Source organism: Paenibacillus sp. 1182 (assembly GCF_017833915.1).
Lineage (GTDB): Bacteria > Bacillota > Bacilli > Paenibacillales > Paenibacillaceae > Paenibacillus > Paenibacillus polymyxa_D.
Genome location: NZ_JAFICR010000002.1, coordinates 583,444 through 602,500 on the forward strand (window position 1 = coordinate 583,444; position 19,057 = coordinate 602,500).

Consider the following 19,057-nt stretch of genomic DNA (forward strand, 5'->3'; position numbering starts at 1 on the left):
GAAAATGAAATGGGCTTTCTTATTAGGATCTCCTGATATTAGTGGAGGTTCGTATGTAATTTTTGAACATGCAATAAGAGCAACAAAAAAAGGTGTACTTGTAACAATTATTACTGAAGAAGAAGTTAATATGGAGAGATTACATTGGCATCCTGAAGCTAGGTCTTTAATTTGGAAAACATACAAAGAAGTCGAAAATGATAAATTTGATGTATGTATTGCAACTTGGTGGAGAACTGTTTACGAACTATATCGAGTGACCGCAGAAACATATGCTTATTTTGTTCAGTCTATTGAATCAAGATTTTATGATGAGAATGAGAGATCACTACGGCACTTGGTAGACTCTACCTATCAGCTTCCCTTGCACATAATTACCGAAGCAAAATGGATACAGAAGCATTTAAATGAACACTTTAATAAAGACGCAAAATTAGTGCCCAATGGTATTAGAAAAGATATTTATTCGATTGAAGGTGTTAGACATCAGGCAAGAGAACAGGGGAAACTTAGGGTTTTGGTAGAAGGGCCAATAGATGTCCCTTTCAAGAATGTTCCAAAAACGATAGAAATCTGCAAACAATCTGACGCTGATGAAATTTGGTTATTAACTTCAAGTCCGATAAGTTCTTATCCTGGAGTAGACAAAGTATTCTCCCAAGTTCCTATTTTTGAAACAGCTCAAATTTACAGATCTTGTGATGTTATTATCAAACTCAGTTATGTGGAAGGAATGTTTGGTCCTCCTCTCGAGATGTTCCATTGTGGTGGTACCTCGATAACATATAATGTTACAGGCCATGATGAATATATTGTTTCAGATCAGAATGCTTTGGTCGCTGCAAAAGATGATGACAAAGCTGTTTTGAATTTTATAAATAGCTTAAAACATTCTCCTACTTTATTAAGAGATTTGAAGGATAAAGCTATAGATACTGCTAGCAATTGGCCAGGTTGGGACGAATCATCTGAACAATTCTATAAAGCTGTAAAATCGATTAGTGAGGATAATAGTCTTTTTGTTCACAACTCGAAAGATATCATAGAAAAGAAAAGTGAATTTTATTTTCAATGGTATGTGATAGCGGAGGAAAATAAAAATGTGATTACTAAACAAACTGCTATACAAAAAATATATGAGAATACAAAATCTTTTTTACGCAGACATTTTCCTGAAATGTTTGGCTTTTTTAGAAAAATAAAATACAAATTGATAATTAAAAAAATAATTAAATGATATCGATTTTGATTGATGAATTGTCTCTGTGAATATTTGTTTTAAACTATTTTCAGTAGAATTATGAATGAGGTCGCTAATGAATAACTCCATTATAACCAGAGCTTTAAGTTATGTGTTTTCTTTCTGTATAAGTCTGGCTTTTGTCTATCATTTTATTCCAAGTATAACAAACAGACGTGTGATTTTTGTTTTTTTTATTTTGCTTACAACAATTACAATAGGGTATGCACTTAGGAATTCATTTAAACAATTCTTTGATTCGAAGTATTTACATGCAAGCAAGAGAAGAAATTTAATTGTAAGTATTATTTTTTCATTTTCAATCCTTCTGATGATACCATTTAACGTTGATAATTTTCACACGTTAAAAGTTCAACCGCTTGGACAAAAAAATAATCAATCATTAGGTATCGAGGTTTGGGTTAAAGAGATTAAAATCGACAATAGAATTTTACCATTAAATGAAATGAATTTAATAGGTAATTGGGAATTGATTAATGGGGTTCCTGTTTATACACACGGTGATAATGTTTTTATAAATTGGGAAGGTAAGGTAAAAAGTAACATAAGCCTAAAACTTAGTAACCATCCCTATTCTGGTAAAGTTCGTTTAGTTATTGATGGTGAAGAAAATGACTATGATCTTTATGGTACTAATGATAGCACAAAAGAAATTCATTTAGATAATTTAAAGGGAGCCTCAATTTTCGAGAAATGTCTAGTGTTTTTAGCCGATTTGCTCTTATTATTCTTTACTATTTTTATCTTTTTAACTAGAATCACTATTCAAAGGACTCCTAAATCATTGTCTATTGCTAAAGGGGATAGTGCAGTATTCTTAGTACCGATAATAATTTCATGGAGTATATATTTTCTATCCTATTATCCTGGATTAATGAGTGGTGATTCCTTAGACCAGTGGAGACAATTATCGACATTTGAATTTGGGGATGCGCATCCAATTTATGATACTTTATTCAAGTTGCTTATTACTAAAATTTGGTACTCACCAGCAGCTATAGTTTTAGCTCAAATGATGTTTCTTCTGAGTGCTTTACTATATGCATTTCGTTCTCTATTAAAATTTGAAGTGAATAGAAGAATTCTTTGGGGGATGTCTATTTTATTTTCATTGATACCAGTAAATTCAATGATGATAATAAGCATATGGAAAGATGTGACCTATAGTATATCCTTATTTTTGCTTACTATTGTTTTAATTAATTTGTATGCAGAAAAAGAGCAATGGTTTAAATCTAAGAAAAATTTATTTCTTCTTGCTCTATCATTTTTTTTAGTATTGATGTTCAGACATAATGGAATTATATCAGTAATTGGAACACTGTTCTTATTGCTTGTATTTTATAAATCTAAGTGGAAAAAGATAGCACTAATAGGTATAACAGTCCTCGTGCTTTTTTTTGGTATGAAGAGTGTGTTAGTAAAAGTATTAGATATTGTCCCGAGTCCAAGTATACTAACATTTAATATACCAATTCAACAGGTGGCATCTATTCTTTCATCAGGTGTGGAATTAGACGAGGAACAAACTCAAGTTATTAAAAAAGCTATGGATCCCGGAATATGGATATCTGAGTATAATCCCTACGTTGTAGATCCTATCATCTTTAACCCTAATTTTGATATGTTAATTTTTAATGATCGGAAATACAAAGTTCAGTTTATGAAAGTTTGGATTGAACTCATTGCAAAAGAACCTGAAATTGCTATTAAAAGCTGGTTACAGCAAACCTCTGTAGTTTGGAGGATATCTCAACCGAGTAATTCTAGTACTCTGTTTACTGAAAGGGGGATTGTTCATACAGGTCGTGAATATTTAGATAAGTATAATTTGAAAACTGAGTCTCTCATCCCTGATTCATTGGTTCGAATTCAAGCTTTTCTTGATAGAACCCAAGAAAGTGATTTAGTTTGGTTACTTTGGAGACCAGCACTTTATATTTTTATTTCAATGTTATTTGGATTAATATTTGTTTTTCGCAATAATTTGAGAAGCTTAATTATTTTTTCCCCTGTTATGCTTAATGTGATAGGACTATTCGCAGCAATTCCAGCACAGCAAATTAGATATTTGTATCCGTCCATTTTATGTACTTTTATAATAATACCTCTGTGTTTTAGTAATATAAATGATAAAAGGCAGTATGGGAAAGAAGGTGCTTGAGAAAGTGAGAATTTTAGTTATAATTCCAGCGTATAATGAGGAGCATAATATAAAAGAGTTAATTAATAAATTCAAGAAAAATAAGTACGATATTATAGTTATAAATGACTGCTCTACTGACAATACCTCTATAGTTTGCAAGGAAAATGGTGTAAATGTTATTGATCTTCCTTGTAATTTAGGTATTGGAGGAGCTGTGCAAACTGGGTATAAATATGCCTATGAAAAGAATTATGATATTGCCATTCAGGTTGATGGAGATGGGCAGCATGACCCTGGACAAATCGAAAAAATAATAACTCCAATTTTAAATAATGAGGCGGACATGGTTATAGGTTCGAGATATATCGAAAAAGTGGGTTTTCAATCAACGCGTATAAGAAGGATAGGTATAAAATATTTTAGTGATTTAATATATTTTTTTACAGGAGTGAAGATAACTGACCCAACTTCTGGATTTAGAGCATGTGGTCGTAAATCAATTTCTGTATTTGCGAATGTATATTATCCAAGTGATTACCCAGAGCCAGAGTCAATCGTACATTTAATTAGAACTAATCATAAAGTTATGGAAATACCAGTAACAATGATGGAAAGACAGGCAGGTGAATCCTCTATAAAATCTGTTAAGTCCCTATATTATATGATTAAGGTGTCTTTAGCGATTCTAATTGATTTGTTGAGAGAGAAAAAAAGCTACGAGGTATTGCAATGATTCATTTTCAACTTCAAATTATCTTGTTTTTTGTATGTTCAATACTATTAATGTTGTTGATAAGAAAAATCAAAAGTTATAAATTAGACTTGAAATATGCGTTATTATGGATATTAATCAATTTAATGGGTATTATCCTTACATTATTTCCATATGTTCTAATTTTTATATCGCGTATTTTTTACATTGAGATGCCAGTTAATGCCTTGTTTTTAGTTGCTATAATTTCAGTTTTTGTTATTCTATATAGTCTTACAGTTGCCTTATCAAGGGATTCAAATAAAATTAAAGTTCTCTCGCAAGAGATAGGATTATTGAAAAAAGAAGTGGATCTACTTAAGGGAAACCACTTAAATCTAAAAGGGAGTCCCCATGAAAAATAACCTATTACAATTTTTGAAATATGGGTTTGTAGGTGCTTTCGGGACCCTTATTCATACTTCAACTATAATATTATTAGTTGAAAAGCTGAATTTCGAACCAATATTTTCTTCATTTATAGGATTTATATTTTCACTGGTGATTTCATATTTTATAAATCGTCAGTGGACGTTTAGTACTTCAGGGAAGGGGGGTAAAATTTTAGTTAAGTACACTTTAGTATCTCTAACTGGTTTGGTTCTTAACCTATCAATTATGTATGTTATCGTTTATGCTTTTCACTTTTCTTATCTTTTAGGACAATTTTTTGCATTGATTATCGTCCCTATTTTTAATTTCATATTAAACAAGTATTGGACCTTTGCTTATGTTAATGAAAGGGAAAAGTGTCCTGAAAAACTATGAGTTATTTTCATAGTTTGAAGGATGTTGTTGGTGTAATACTCTAAATAAAAGTGCAAAATGGATCACTTTATTTTGGTAAAGTGAATTTATAAACTCTGGGGTCTCCACTCTTATTAACTCTAAATATTTGGAGTGAGTTTTTGATACCTAACTAAAGACGAACTAAAAAGGGTGCGTTATAACGCTAGGTGGAGAATTTATTCTTATTTTAAAATTAATAATTAAGGAGTCGACATATGAAAGGTATAATTCTTGCAGGCGGGACAGGTTCTCGCCTTTTTCCTTTAACCAAAGTGACTAATAAGCACCTGCTTCCTGTCGGTAAGTATCCTATGATCTTTCATTCCATATATAAGCTGAAACAAGCTGATATTACGGATATCCTTATTGTAACAGGCAAAGAACACATGGGGGATGTTGTAAATCTGCTTGGAAGCGGTCGTGCTATGGGCGTAACCTTTACATATAAGGTACAGGACGAAGCGGGTGGCATTGCGCAGGCGTTAGATCTGGCAGAGCATTTCGTTGGTAATGATCAAATGGTCGTCATTCTGGGGGATAATGTGTTCGAGGATGATATTTCTTCGTTTGTGCAAAATTTCCGTACACAAAACGCTGGAGCTAAATTATTATTGCAAAAGGTTCATGATCCGCAGCGATTTGGTGTAGCAGAAATTCAAAATCAACGTATTCTATCTATAGAAGAAAAGCCTCAGCTACCTAAAAGTGATTATGCAGTTACGGGGATATACATGTTTGATCACAATGTTTTTAATATTGTGAAAACCCTAAAACCTTCAACACGTGGAGAATTAGAGATTACAGACGTTAACAATGCGTATATTGCTAACGGAACATTGACCTATGATATTCTTCAAGGTTGGTGGACGGATGCAGGAACGCATACTTCGCTTGCCAGAGCAAATGAACTCGCGCAAAATATTATATTTGGTGAGGAATTTGGTAAGTTAAAGTTGTAATGCAAAGTTTCACAGCATTGAGGGAAGGACGTATAGCATGAAAGTGATACCTTTAAAATTAACAGGTGCAAGTATAATGGAGCCGACTGTTCATGGTGATCAACGCGGTTTTTTTATGGAAAGTTATAATCAACAGGTTATGCAAAATGAGGGGATTAATCATACTTTTGTTCAGGATAACCAATCTCTTTCTGCTGATGCAGGAGTTATACGCGGGTTGCATTACCAATTAAATCCGAAGGCACAAACGAAACTTATCAGGGTACTCACAGGTGCTATCTATGATGTGATTTTGGACATTCGAAAAAGTTCTCCTACGTTTGGGCAATGGATGAGTGTCATTCTAAGTGAGCATAATCGTCGCCAGTTACTGGTGCCTAAGGGGTTTGCTCATGGTTTTTGTACGCTTGTTCCCAATACTCAGGTGTTGTATAAGGTTGATGAATATTACTCTCCTTTGCACGACAGAGGGATACGGTGGAATGACCCTGCATTGAGTATTGACTGGCCTACCTCCAAGGCGATACTGTCAGAGAAGGATAAACAGCAGCCCGTTCTGACAGATGCGGAAATCAATTTTGATTAGAAGCTAATACAAATTAATACTTTATATGCTTTTGAGTTAAGAAAATGAGTCAGAAGTCTAATATACTTCAGACATTGCTCGCTTAGGAGGTCTGTATGAAACTTCTTGTCACCGGCGGGGCCGGATTTATAGGTAGTAACTTTGTATTGTATATGTTAAAACACCATCCGGATTATGAAATTGTAAATATAGATGCTCTTACCTATGCAGGTAACCTGGAAAATTTGAAATCCATTGAAAATAACCCCAAACATAGCTTCATCAAAGCAGATATTACCGACGCACAAGCGATTGACCAGCTGATGCAGCAGGGGATTGATGTGGTGGTGAATTTTGCAGCGGAGTCACATGTGGATCGGAGTATTCTGGAACCGGAAGTGTTTGTGAAAACAAACGTATTGGGTACGCAAGTGCTACTGGACGCAGCCAAGAAATATAACGTGACCAAGTTTGTACAGGTATCAACAGATGAGGTGTACGGTTCTCTGGGGGAAACAGGATTGTTTACGGAGGAAACTCCGTTGCAGCCTAATAGTCCTTATTCTGCATCCAAGGCAGGTGGTGATCTGCTAGTTCGTGCATATCATGAAACCTTCGGTTTACCAGTGAATATCACGCGTTGTTCCAACAACTATGGTCCATATCAGTTTCCTGAAAAATTGATCCCGCTAATGATCTCCCGTGCACTGAGCGACCAACAGCTACCTGTATACGGGGATGGCTTGAACATTCGTGACTGGTTGTATGTAGAGGATCATTGCAGCGCAATTGATCTAGTCATTCATCAGGGTAAACTGGGTGAAGTATACAATATCGGGGGAAATAACGAGCGGACAAATGTGCATATCGTCAAAACGGTATTGGAGGAGCTGGGCAAGCCAGAATCTCTGATTTCGTATGTGCAGGATCGTCCAGGTCATGACCGCCGTTATGGTATTGATCCAACGAAGACGATGAATGAGTTGGGCTGGAAGCCAAAGCACTCTTTTGAAACCGGCATTAAAGAAACGATTCGCTGGTATTTAGACAACGAAGAATGGTGGACTCGCATTCAATCTGGCGAATATCAACAATACTATGCAAAGCAGTACGGTTCCCGCTTGGGGGATGCGTAGAATGAAGGTATTGGTCACTGGAGCATCCGGGCAACTTGGTAAAGACGTAGTAAAGGTTTTTCAAGAGCAAGGACATGATGTCCTTGGTTACGATCGGGAACAATTGGATATCACGGATTTGCAGCAGACTGTGAAAATTGTAGGACAATATCAACCTGATGCCGTAATCCACTGTGCAGCGTATACGGCTGTGGATGCAGCGGAGACCGATGTAGACGGGGCTTATCAAGTCAACGCGGCAGGTACACGTAATATGGCTCTGGCTGCGGAAAAGGTTGGAGCCAAGCTGGTTTATATCAGCACAGATTATGTGTTCGATGGAACGGCAAAACAGCCATATCATGAGTACGATAATACCAATCCACAGAGTATCTACGGAAAGTCCAAACGTGCGGGAGAAGTGTTGACCCAAACACTTTCCTCCAGGTACTTTATTGTTCGTACATCTTGGGTATATGGATTGCACAGGAACAATTTTGTGAAAACGATGCTGAAGCTTGGACAGGAGAAGCCGTTCCTCCAGGTAGTGAATGATCAGAAGGGTTCACCTACCTATACGGTGGATTTGGCACGTTTTTTGGCGGAATTGATTCAAACGGAGAAGTACGGCATATACCATGCATCCAATAGTGGTTCCTGTACCTGGTATGAATTTACGCAAGCTATTTTACAGGATGCGGCGGAAATATTAGATGCCAAGATCACAGCGAAATTGGAGCCATGCAGCACAGAGCAATTCCCCAGACCAGCAGCGCGGCCACGTAATTCTGTTATGGAGCATATAGCGATCCGAACCAATGGATTGAATGATTTGCGCGACTGGCGTGAGGGATTGCGTGATTTTTTGCAGGAGTGTCTTAGTAAATCCGAGTAAATAAAACCTTATTATAAATATCAACAATCTCCCATCAGTTCATGATTGGGGGATTTTATTATATTAAAGCCTATGTTGATTAAGGACGTTGAGCATTATAATGTATAAGCAGATGGAACCTATTGTCCCTCTATTCCACATTTTAAAAGAAGGAGGTCATTACTCTGAACAGACCTAACATACAAATTTTATTGTCTACATATAATGGAGCAGCTTATTTAGATGAGCAAATAGAAAGTCTCATCAATCAAAAAGACGTAGAAATTCAGATTTTAATTCGTGATGATGGCTCGACAGATGATACGGTTGCCAAGTTGAGAGCGTTGAAGCAACGTTATCCTCAACGGATTTTTTTATGCCTTGAGAGCAATGTAGGGGTTATTAAAAGCTTTTTTGATCTGATTCAAAGATCGTCTGAGACATTCGACTATTACGCTTTTTGTGATCAGGATGATGTGTGGATGCCGAATAAACTTGCTCAGGCTGTGGCTCATCTCAGGAATCAGGATGGGAGCCGGCCGCTGATGTACTGTTCTGCTACACAAATGGTCTCTCAAACATTGGAACCACTCAAGGTATGGCCAGCTGACATCCCCCGACCTGTATCCTTCTATAATGCTCTGATTGAGAATGTATGTGTAGGTTGTACCATGGTGGTCAATAAAGAAACACTTCAGCTCGTGAAAAAGAGAATCCCAGACTCTTTGGATAATATTATTATGCATGACTGGTGGATTTACTTATGCACTTCCTCTTTTGGTGAGGTTGTTTTTGACCCCGAGCCGTCCATTTGGTATCGGCAGCATCAAAACAATGTACTGGGAGGTTCTACGGATGGCTGGGTTAGCAAGTGGAGGAAAAGACTAAGTAGATTTGCAAAAGGAAAAAATCGCTATATTTTAAGCAAACAAGCCCAGCAATTTATTCAGCTTTATGGACAAGACATAACTCCTCAAATGTATAAAGATATGGGTCAATTCTTGGACAGCTACCAAAAGGGCGTATTTTCTCGTATGAAGTATATTTGGCAGTCTCCATTTTATAGACAGTCACGGTTGGACAACTGGATTTATAAGTTGGTTTTCGTATTGAGGAAGTTATAGAGGTATGGAAAGAAAAATATTGAAACTTTTTTCCATATATAAGCGTCAAATAGTCAAAGGTGCAAATGAATACTAGATAAAATACCATCGAATGCGTGTTCCTTTATGGAAAAATATAGTATAATTGAAACGTGCAACCGATAGAGCTGGCAAGGGCGGTCGGCTAACTCTCCCGAGGAGGGGGGTGAAGCCTGTGACAGTGTTTGAGGCGCTCAGTTTAATGCTGACGTTCGGGGCGTTAATCGTCACACTGTTAGAGTTTAACAAACGAAAATAGACCGCCCCCGCAAGGAAGGGTCTATTTTCGGCCTGATTGTTCCAAAACCGTCCGCTCTTGGAGCGTTGGTTGCGCAGGGGCTGGCTGGCACCAGCCCTTTTTCCATGTATATCTTACCACGATGAATTTTAGACCTCAACCGAGGATTTTACAAAAATCTAATAAACGACTTCCAATGAACAATATATAGATCGAAATGATTTCGTTTGTCTATATTTGCACTTTGGAGTGACAGGAATCGAACTTTGCATAATCCTTCTAAACTATGTAAGGTTACAAGTTATGTGCTTTTTTGCGCCCCGTGGTCTACGCGGTATGCTATAATAGGCGATAGTAGAATAGATTACTGAATTTGTCAGGAGCGTTTTAAATATGGATGTAAGCATACTGGTCGTCAACTATAATACGTGTCAATTGACGCTGGATTGTTTGCAGTCGGTGTATGGGTCCAAGACGCAATACCGATATGAAGTGATTGTTATTGATAATCACTCCAGTGACGGATCTGTTGAGGCTATTCGTGCTGCATACCCGGAGATTACGTTGATAGCCAATAAGAATAATACAGGTTTTGCCAAGGCGAATAACCAGGGGATGGAAGTAGCCAGCGGGCGTTATGTATTGTTGTTGAATTCCGATACGTTGGTGCAACCGGACACGCTGGATACAATGATTCAGTTTATGGATACGCATCCGGAGATGGGGGCATCGGGCTGTAAGGTTATCTTGCCAGATGGCTCGCTAGATAAGGCTTGTAAGCGAGGATTTCCAACGCCGTCAGCTTCTTTTTACTACGCTTTCGGCTGGTCTAAGCGTTACCCGGATAACCCGAAGTACAATCAATATCAGCTTGGGCATCTAAGCCCGGATGATGAGTATCCAGTAGATGTACTGGTAGGTGCTTTTATGCTGGTGCGCCGGGAGACGATTGACCAGGTCGGGGGGTTGGACGAAACCTTTTTTATGTATGGTGAGGATATTGACTGGTGCTACCGGATTAAGCAAGCCGGGTGGGGCATTTACTACTACCCGCGCACATATATTATTCATATCAAAGGGGGCAGCGCTCGCCGCCGTCCTTTGAAAATTATTTATGAGTTTCATAGAGCTATGTGGGTATTTCATCGTAAGCATTATAAACAGCAATACAGTTGGATCACCAATATGGCTGTATATGCGGGGATTGCCGTGAAATTTGGAATGGCTTTCCTAAAAAATAAGTTGTCCGCACCGGTCAAGCCGGACGGCGGGGAACAATCTCATACTGAGGTGAAAGCATGATACGCAGAAATCAGCGTTTTTTAACCCAATTATATATTGTGGCGGATTTCGCGGTCATTCAGTTGTCCTTTCTGATCGCTTGGTTTTTCAAATTTGAAAGTGAATGGATCACCTATACAGAACCGCTTCCTATTCAAGTATATGGAGGCTGGAGCTTAATCTACGGCCTGATTGCCGTAGTGCTGGGGATGTTATTTTCGCTCTATTCGCCCAAACGCAAAAAACGATTTGCAGATGATGTATTTCGCGTCACCCAGATTCATATCGTTGGACTGTTCGTGCTGTTGAGTGTGATGTTCTTCGTGAAACAAATTGATATCTCGCGGTCCTATCTGGCAATCTATATGGTTGGAAACGTGCTGCTTATTTTGTTTTATCGATTTTTCTTGAAGCAAGTTCTTAAAGCTCTCCGTCAAAAAGGGTACAACAAACAATTCATGCTTATTCTTGGGGCGGGTACTCTAGGCCAGCGATTTTATCATAACCTTGGACAGTATCCTGATCTGGGATACGAGGTAGTGGGTTTTCTGGATGATAAGCGGCATTGGAGTGAAGAGGAAGAGGCGCATTTCCGCCCGATTCTTGGAGGCTTAGATCAATTGGAGGCTACGCTGTCGCGTCTGATGATTGACGAGGTCATTCTGGCGCTGCCGCTGGATGCTCATGATAAGTACCCCAAGATTATCAACATGTGTGAAAAGGCTGGAGTGCGCACGCTTATAATCCCCGACTTTTTCGATTATTTGCCGGCTCGCCCGTACTTTGATAACTTTGCAGGTATGCCGATGATCAATGTGCGGGATATTCCACTGGATGTAGCGGGGAATCGATTGTTTAAGCGCCTATTCGATATTTTATTCTCTTTATTCGCGATTCTCCTGACCTCTCCGATCATGCTAGCAGTAGCGATTGGTGTGATGATTACATCCAGAGGGCCAATCATTTTTAAGCAGGAGCGGGTAGGCTTGAATCGTCGCACCTTCCGAATGTACAAATTTCGTTCGATGAAGGTGTTACCACCTGGAACTGAAGATACGGGCTGGACGACTGCTAATGACCCAAGACGCACACGTTTTGGTACTTTTATTCGTAAAACGAGTCTCGACGAGCTGCCGCAGTTTTTCAACGTTCTGCTGGGTGATATGAGTGTCGTTGGTCCACGCCCAGAGCGGCCCTATTATGTGGATCAGTTCCGTGAGGAAATTCCAAAATACATGGTGAAGCATCATGTTCGTCCCGGAATCACAGGCTGGGCACAGAGCAACGGGTTGCGCGGAGATACATCTATTGAGGAACGGATTAAACATGACATCTTCTATATTGAGAATTGGTCGCTCTTATTCGATATTAAAATTATTTTTCGTACGATTCGCAACGGTTTCAAGAACGCGTATTAATTTAGAGTCACCCTTCGGTTTAGCCGGAGGGTGCTTTTGCGTCTGGCAGTTGTTTTGAGCATGCGTATGTGGGGTATTGACCTTTACGAAAAGGATGTGACACCCTATGAAACGACTGATTGCTGCGGTCATTCTTTTAATGTTAACCGGCACATTTTTACTGGCTTACAAAGGGCAATCTACAGAAGAACAGACTGACTTTACCACGCACCGCGTAATTTCGCATGCCATGGGAGCCGTTAATGGTTTGGCCTATACTAATGCGCGTGAAGCGTTTGTGGAAAATTATAAAAAAGGCAGCCGCGTATTCGAGGTCGACCTGATGTTTACTTCGGATGGACAATTGGTGGCGCGCCATGAATGGACAGAATCTTTTACAGAGCAAATGCAACAGGAACACGCAGTTGCTACAGAACAGGGAGGAAAACCTTGGAGCTATCATCAATTCAAGAACACCCCCATACACGGTTCTTATACCCCAGTAGATTGGAAGGATGTATTGGATTTATTGGAAACATACCCGGATGCTTATATTGTGACCGATACGAAAGAACAGGACCCTGCCCAGATCAAACAGTTGTTTGCACAACTGACCCGTCAGGCGCAGGAGAAAAACCCCGAGCTTTTGTCTCGTATTGTTCCCCAAATTTATAATGAAGAAATGCTGCAAATGTTGCGGAGTATTTATCCCTATCCATCCGTTATTTATACGCTCTACGCCACAGAGGATAAAGATGACCAGATCATTCGATTTGTACAACAAAATGATATAACGGCCGTAACTTTACCAGAGAATCGGGTGAGTGGTGCTCTAGTGGAAAGTTTGCGTCAGGCCGGGGCGGTATGCTACGTAAATAGCATTAATGAGTTGAAGGATGCGGCTGAGTATGAACAGATGGGTGTGCAAGGTTTCTATACAGATATTTTAACGGAAAAAGAACTTAGTGAACGCAGTTGGTTGTATGCGTTACGACCATGAGTTGTCTGAACGAGGTGTTCCCATTTGATACGAACATTGACACCTTTTAAGCACTATCATAGACTTAGCATAGAACGCTTTTGGATATTGGAATTCGGCTCGCCTGGATCATGACAAAAGCAATGGATGCTGGAGGAATGTGTGTTGGCAGATTCAATTCAATCATGGAGGCATGTGTTTAAGCTTGATCCTGAAAAGGAACTGAATGATGAGGCGCTTGACGCCGTGTGTATGTCTGGTACGGATGCGATTATGGTAGGAGGTTCATCAGGTATTACCTACGAAAATACGGTGGATTTGCTGTCGAGGGTTCGCCGTTATGAGGTGCCGTGTGTGCTTGAGGTGTCCGATCTGGAAGCTGTAGTACCAGGGTTTGATCTATATATGATTCCTATGGTACTGAATACCGCTGACAGTAATTGGATTCTAGGACAGCACCAACGTGCGATTGAACAGTTTGGTTATATGATCCCTTGGGATTTGCTTGTGACGGAAGGATATATTGTTTTGAACGGTGATTCTACAGTCGCTAAGCTTACCGGAGCAGATACTTCGCTGGATACTTCATCTGCCACCTCATATGCACAGATTGCTGACAAGCTCATGCATCTACCGATTGTATATGTAGAATATAGCGGTGCTTTTGGGGATATGGAGCTGGTGCAAAAAATACATCGCAGTACAGAGCATTCTCGTGTCCTATACGGGGGAGGTATCGTGGATAAATCTACCGCGTTACAAGCGGCTGCTGTTTGTGACACCATTGTAGTAGGAAACATCATTTATCGTGACTTGGCGAAGGCGCTGGAGACGATAGCTGTGAAATTGGAAGTATAGAACGTGATTTTATGGAAGTTCAGGGAAAGGAGCATGCACGCATGCAATCAATAGATATACACGAGGCGGTAGCTCGCCTTAATCCACCTCAGCGTCAGGCTGTGGAGGCGGTAGATGGTCCACTGCTGATTATGGCTGGCGCAGGCAGTGGTAAAACACGGGTGCTCACGCACCGAATAGCTTACCTCATCGCGACCCGCAAGACGGCTCCATGGGGTATTTTGGCGATTACCTTTACGAACAAGGCAGCGCGTGAAATGCAGGATCGCGTATCCAAGCTGATTGGCCCACAGGGAAGAGATGTGTGGGTATCCACCTTCCACTCGATGTGTGTGCGTATTTTACGTCGGGATATCGAGCGGATTGGATTTACCTCGAATTTCAGCATTTTGGATTCTACGGATCAATTGTCTGTCATTCGGAGCTGTATGAAGGATCTGAATATAGACACCAAAAAATTTGAACCCAAAGCGGTTCAGTCTATGATGAGTACGGCAAAAAATGAACTGGTCACTCCCGAAATGTATGAGCGCAAGATTGGCGACTATTTTGAAGGTATTGTGGCGAAGGTATATACCAAGTACCAACAGCGGCTCAAAAACAACAACTCTCTTGATTTTGATGATTTGATCATGGCAACGATTCAGCTGTTTAAAGAAGTACCTGAGGTACTGGACTTCTACCAGAAGAAATTTCAATACATTCATGTTGATGAATATCAGGATACAAACCGTGCGCAGTACATGCTGTGCAAAATGCTGGCCGACAAGCATCACCGGATTTGCGTAGTAGGTGACAGTGACCAATCCATCTATCGGTGGCGAGGTGCCGATATTAGCAACATTTTGAATTTTGAAGAGGACTACCCGGAAGCGCGTACCATTTTGCTGGAGCAGAACTACCGGTCCACCTCGAATATTCTCAATGCTGCCAATGAAGTCATTGGTCAAAATACAGGCCGCAAGCCGAAAAAACTATGGACTGACAAAGAAGGCGGCGCCAAGATTAAGGTTTACCGTGCTGATTCTGAACATGATGAGGGCTACTTTATCGCCTCAGAAATTCATAAGAATATTAAAGCGGGCAAAAGCTATAGCCATCATGCCATTTTGTACCGTACGAATGCTCAGTCTCGGGTTGTCGAGGAAATTCTGATTAAATCAGATATTCCTTATCAGATCGTGGGCGGTATCAAGTTCTATGATCGGAAGGAAATTAAGGATTTGCTGGCGTATCTTCGCCTGCTCTCCAATCCTGACGACGACATCAGTTTGATCCGAATCATTAATGTGCCAAAACGAAGCATCGGAGACACAACTGTCGGCAAATTGCAGGCAGCTGCAGCGGAACGTGGAGTTTCGATTTTCCGTGTCCTTCAAGTGGTAGATGATTTGGGCTTTGCAGGACGTACGCGCAATGCGTTGGTAGAGTTTTACGATATGATCGAAGGTTTAAGTCGTATGGTAGACTACCTGTCGGTTACCGAGTTAACAGAAAAAATGCTGGAAACCACCCAATATCGATTGGAACTGCAAAACGAGAATACACTCGAGTCACGCTCGCGTTTGGAGAATATTGATGAGTTCCTGTCGGTAACCATGGAATTTGAAAAAGGTGCGGAAGACAAGTCACTCGTCTCCTTCCTGACCGACCTTGCGCTGATTGCTGATATTGATTCCATGAATGACGACGAAGAAGAGCAAAGCGATGCGGTTGTATTGATGACCATGCATAGCGCCAAAGGTCTGGAGTTTCCCATTGTATTTATTGTCGGTATGGAGGAGGGAGTGTTCCCTCATAGTCGTGCCTTTCTGGATAACGAAGAACTGGAAGAAGAGCGCAGATTGGCGTATGTCGGGATAACCCGTGCAGAGGAGCAACTGTTCCTTACATGTGCACAGATGCGCACTTTGTTTGGACGCACCACGGCTAACCCGCCTTCCCGCTTTCTCGAAGAGATTCCAGACGAGTTAAAAGAGGATACGATCATCAAACGTGACCGCTACCGCCGTTCAGGCAATGTAGGCGGATCTTATGGTGGGCGCGGACTGAATAAAGGTAGTGGCAGCAACTTTGGTGGAGAACGCTCGTTTGATACGATGAGCCGCAGTGGTTCGTCCGCTTCCGCGTCACCCCGCGTAACCGTAACGACATCTTCATCCGCGAAACCGACTCCGGCTGTTTCGGCAGGAGGCCCCTCCATTTTTGCTGCTGGAGACAAGGTACAGCATGGCAAATGGGGAATTGGAACCATTGTAGCTGTAAAAGGGACTGGCAATGATATGGAACTTCAAATTGCTTTCCCGGCTCCGGTAGGGGTTAAACGACTGCTGGCTGGCTTTGCACCTATTACAAAAGTAGAATAAATCTCAAACATCATTAAATCTCGAACCTCATGAGTGGCAGTTTGGCTTAGGCCTCTGCCCTGATGAAGTTCCCGGAGGGATACGCCTGCATGAACCCAATGCACAGAATGGAGCAGCTTGTTGCTGAACTGAACACATATAACTATCATTACTACACACTGGATGAACCCAAGATCAGCGACAAAGAATATGATGTGCTTTATGACGAGCTGGTAGCGCTCGAACAGACGAGCGGTCTTGTGCTGCCGGATTCGCCGACACAGCGTGTGGGTGGGGAGTTACTCAAAGGTTTCACACCGCATCGCCACCTTGCCCCATTATGGAGCCTTGATAAAGCTCAGAATATGGAACAGCTGCGTGCATGGAACGCGCGTGTTGTGAAACTGGTTAATGATTACAATACCAAGAACCCGGAGAAACCTTTGCCATCTCCAGGCTATGCGATAGAACTTAAATTCGATGGACTGACGCTGAACCTGACGTATACAGATGGACAGCTTGTACAGGCTTCTACCCGCGGTAATGGCGTGGTGGGTGAGGGAATACTGGCACAGGTGAAGACGATTAAATCTGTGCCACTTACAATTCCTTTTCGAAATGGAACCATTGAAGTACAGGGAGAAGGGATCATGAATCTCTCTGTATTGTCCAAATATAATGAGACTGCCGTGGACCCTCTTAAAAATGCACGCAACGCCGCAGCTGGTGCTTTGCGCAACTTGAATCCCAAAGTGACAGCAGAGCGGCGCTTGAATGCATTTTTCTACAATGTGGGATATGCAGACCGTATCCAGTTTAACAGCCATCAGGAAATGATGACTTTCCTGCGTGAAAATCATTTTAAGGTAAACCCTTACCTGACTTACTTTGATAATTTTGAAGATGTAATGGAGCAACTGATTGAGATTGAAAAATCTCGTGCCGGATTGGATTACCTCATTGATGGGGCAGTATTGAAAATTACAGATATGCGCACACGTGAGGCTCTCGGGTATACCGATAAATTCCCGCGCTGGGCGGTGGCATATAAGTTCGAAGCCGAGGAAACGACAACGGTGCTTAACTCGGTTGAGTGGAATGTAGGACGAACCGGTAAAATCACCCCACTCGCAAGGGTAGAGCCGGTAGAGCTGGCGGGAGTCACTGTACAAAATTGTACACTGAACAATGCTGGTGACATCGAGCGCAAAAACCTGAAGTTTGCTTTGGGTGCACGTGTGTTTATCCGTCGCTCAAACGATGTCATTCCGGAGATATTAGGAAAGGTAACGTCTGAGAACGACGGGGAGGAAATTGTCGTACCAGATCATTGTCCAGCCTGCGGGTTTCCGTTACAGCAGCGAGGTGCCCATTTGTTTTGCGACAATAAGCTGGGGTGTAAACCACAAATTGTAGCTCGTATTTCCCATTTTGCTTCACGTGATGCTATGGATATTGAGACATTCAGTGACAAAACGGCCATACAGCTGCATGACGAACTGGAAGTGCGCGAGCCTGCGGATTTGTATACACTCCAATATGATGATCTTGTGAAGCTGGAGCGGTTTGGTGAGAAAAAGGCCAGTAACCTCTTGGCGGCACTTGAAAAGAGTAAAGAGAGAGATTTGGCTTCTTTCCTTTATGCTCTGGGTATACCGAATACCGGTAAAGCAACAACACGCATGTTGGCTGAACACTACCGTGATTTGCACAAGACGATGTCCGCTACGGTGGAAGAACTGATAGAACTACCGGATGTGGGCGGGATTGTAGCCGAAAGCATTGTTGCTTTCTTTGCAGATCCATTTACTCAGGCGGGAATTGAAAAGATGCTGTCTCTAGGGGTGAAAGCTCAGGCCCCTGAAGCTCCGCAGGAGAAGAAGACAGACAGCTTTTTCAGCGGCAAAACGGTCGTGCTTACAGGTACCTTGCATCAGCTTACGCGTGACGAAGCTGCATCCAAGCTGGAGGCACTGGGAGCCAAAGTTGCGGGGTCTGTATCGAAAAAGACGGATCTAGTCATAGCTGGTGAAAAGGCTGGGAGTAAGCTGGCTAAGGCCCAACAGCTCGGAATTGACACCATAGAAGATGAGGATGAATTTATCAGACTGCTGGAACAAGAATAATAGTTTTGCAATGAGTGCAGTCATTCCGCTCTGGGGCGGGGTGGCTGCCTTATTATCTGTTGTATAGTAGGAAATAAAATAGATATAAATAAATGCTTGCTAAATAACTTTAGGCATGATATATTATTAGACGTTGCTTTGAGAGTATCATTTCTTGAAGCGAGGTTGCTGAAAAGATAATCGAAAAAAAAGATTTGACAAGAAAGTAACTAACATGATATGATCTAATTC

At 41.0% G+C, this 19,057-nt stretch carries 17 protein-coding genes; all 17 read left to right on the forward strand.

From position 1 onward, the window contains the following. Positions 1 to 4 precede the first annotated feature (4 nt). On the forward strand, positions 5 to 1,237 hold the full coding sequence (locus JOD82_RS05560) for a glycosyltransferase (protein ID WP_209947887.1): 1,233 nt from the start codon (positions 5 to 7) through the stop codon (positions 1,235 to 1,237). A 79-nt stretch (positions 1,238 to 1,316) separates the two neighbouring features. Continuing rightward, positions 1,317 to 3,425, forward strand: a complete 2,109-nt coding sequence (locus JOD82_RS05565) for a DUF6020 family protein (protein ID WP_209947889.1) — start codon at positions 1,317 to 1,319, stop codon at positions 3,423 to 3,425. Between the two features lie 4 nt (positions 3,426 to 3,429). Continuing rightward, positions 3,430 to 4,140, forward strand: coding sequence for a glycosyltransferase family 2 protein (locus JOD82_RS05570; RefSeq protein ID WP_312887662.1), 711 nt, complete (start codon positions 3,430 to 3,432; stop codon positions 4,138 to 4,140). Beyond that, positions 4,137 to 4,523 (forward strand): DUF2304 domain-containing protein, encoded by a 387-nt coding sequence (locus JOD82_RS05575; RefSeq protein ID WP_209947893.1) that lies wholly within the window; start codon positions 4,137 to 4,139, stop codon positions 4,521 to 4,523. Before JOD82_RS05570 ends, JOD82_RS05575 begins: the two co-directional genes overlap by 4 nt. Then, positions 4,513 to 4,926, forward strand: a complete 414-nt coding sequence (locus tag JOD82_RS05580) for a GtrA family protein (RefSeq protein ID WP_245248906.1) — start codon at positions 4,513 to 4,515, stop codon at positions 4,924 to 4,926. Before JOD82_RS05575 ends, JOD82_RS05580 begins: the two co-directional genes overlap by 11 nt. Before the next feature lie 236 nt (positions 4,927 to 5,162). After that, on the forward strand, positions 5,163 to 5,906 hold the full coding sequence (locus tag JOD82_RS05585; protein ID WP_209947895.1) for a sugar phosphate nucleotidyltransferase: 744 nt from the start codon (positions 5,163 to 5,165) through the stop codon (positions 5,904 to 5,906). 37 nt (positions 5,907 to 5,943) lie between these two features. After that, positions 5,944 to 6,492 (forward strand): dTDP-4-dehydrorhamnose 3,5-epimerase, encoded by a 549-nt coding sequence (gene rfbC, locus JOD82_RS05590; RefSeq protein WP_209947896.1) that lies wholly within the window; start codon positions 5,944 to 5,946, stop codon positions 6,490 to 6,492. Positions 6,493 to 6,587: 95 nt separating this feature from the next. Next, entirely contained in the window at positions 6,588 to 7,607 is a 1,020-nt protein-coding gene (gene rfbB / locus JOD82_RS05595; RefSeq protein WP_039271385.1) for a dTDP-glucose 4,6-dehydratase, read from the forward strand. Between the two features lies 1 nt (position 7,608). Next, positions 7,609 to 8,481, forward strand: a complete 873-nt coding sequence (rfbD, locus tag JOD82_RS05600) for a dTDP-4-dehydrorhamnose reductase (protein WP_209947898.1) — start codon at positions 7,609 to 7,611, stop codon at positions 8,479 to 8,481. Positions 8,482 to 8,672: 191 nt separating this feature from the next. Then, complete coding sequence (locus tag JOD82_RS05605; protein WP_209947900.1) at positions 8,673 to 9,584, forward strand: glycosyltransferase family 2 protein; 912 nt, start codon at positions 8,673 to 8,675, stop codon at positions 9,582 to 9,584. Positions 9,585 to 9,783: 199 nt separating this feature from the next. Further along, positions 9,784 to 9,861 (forward strand): putative holin-like toxin, encoded by a 78-nt coding sequence (locus JOD82_RS29740; RefSeq protein ID WP_354005523.1) that lies wholly within the window; start codon positions 9,784 to 9,786, stop codon positions 9,859 to 9,861. A gap of 372 nt (positions 9,862 to 10,233) precedes the next feature. Beyond that, positions 10,234 to 11,142 carry a glycosyltransferase family 2 protein gene (locus tag JOD82_RS05610; RefSeq protein ID WP_209947902.1) on the forward strand — a complete coding sequence of 303 codons (909 nt, stop codon included), beginning with the start codon at positions 10,234 to 10,236 and terminating at the stop codon, positions 11,140 to 11,142. After that, positions 11,139 to 12,539 (forward strand): undecaprenyl-phosphate glucose phosphotransferase, encoded by a 1,401-nt coding sequence (locus tag JOD82_RS05615; RefSeq protein ID WP_039271378.1) that lies wholly within the window; start codon positions 11,139 to 11,141, stop codon positions 12,537 to 12,539. Before JOD82_RS05610 ends, JOD82_RS05615 begins: the two co-directional genes overlap by 4 nt. A 106-nt stretch (positions 12,540 to 12,645) precedes the next feature. After that, positions 12,646 to 13,518, forward strand: a complete 873-nt coding sequence (locus JOD82_RS05620) for a phosphatidylinositol-specific phospholipase C/glycerophosphodiester phosphodiesterase family protein (protein ID WP_209947903.1) — start codon at positions 12,646 to 12,648, stop codon at positions 13,516 to 13,518. A gap of 144 nt (positions 13,519 to 13,662) precedes the next feature. Beyond that, positions 13,663 to 14,355, forward strand: a complete 693-nt coding sequence (gene pcrB, locus JOD82_RS05625) for a heptaprenylglyceryl phosphate synthase (RefSeq protein ID WP_483874243.1) — start codon at positions 13,663 to 13,665, stop codon at positions 14,353 to 14,355. 41 nt (positions 14,356 to 14,396) lie between these two features. Further along, a complete protein-coding gene (gene pcrA / locus JOD82_RS05630) occupies positions 14,397 to 16,721 on the forward strand; it encodes a DNA helicase PcrA (protein ID WP_209947907.1) in 2,325 nt (774 codons plus the stop codon). 89 nt (positions 16,722 to 16,810) lie between these two features. Next, the gene (gene ligA / locus JOD82_RS05635) at positions 16,811 to 18,826 is read left to right on the forward strand and encodes an NAD-dependent DNA ligase LigA (RefSeq protein ID WP_039271371.1); all 2,016 of its coding nucleotides are present in this window, start codon (positions 16,811 to 16,813) and stop codon (positions 18,824 to 18,826) included. Positions 18,827 to 19,057: the final 231 nt, after the last annotated feature.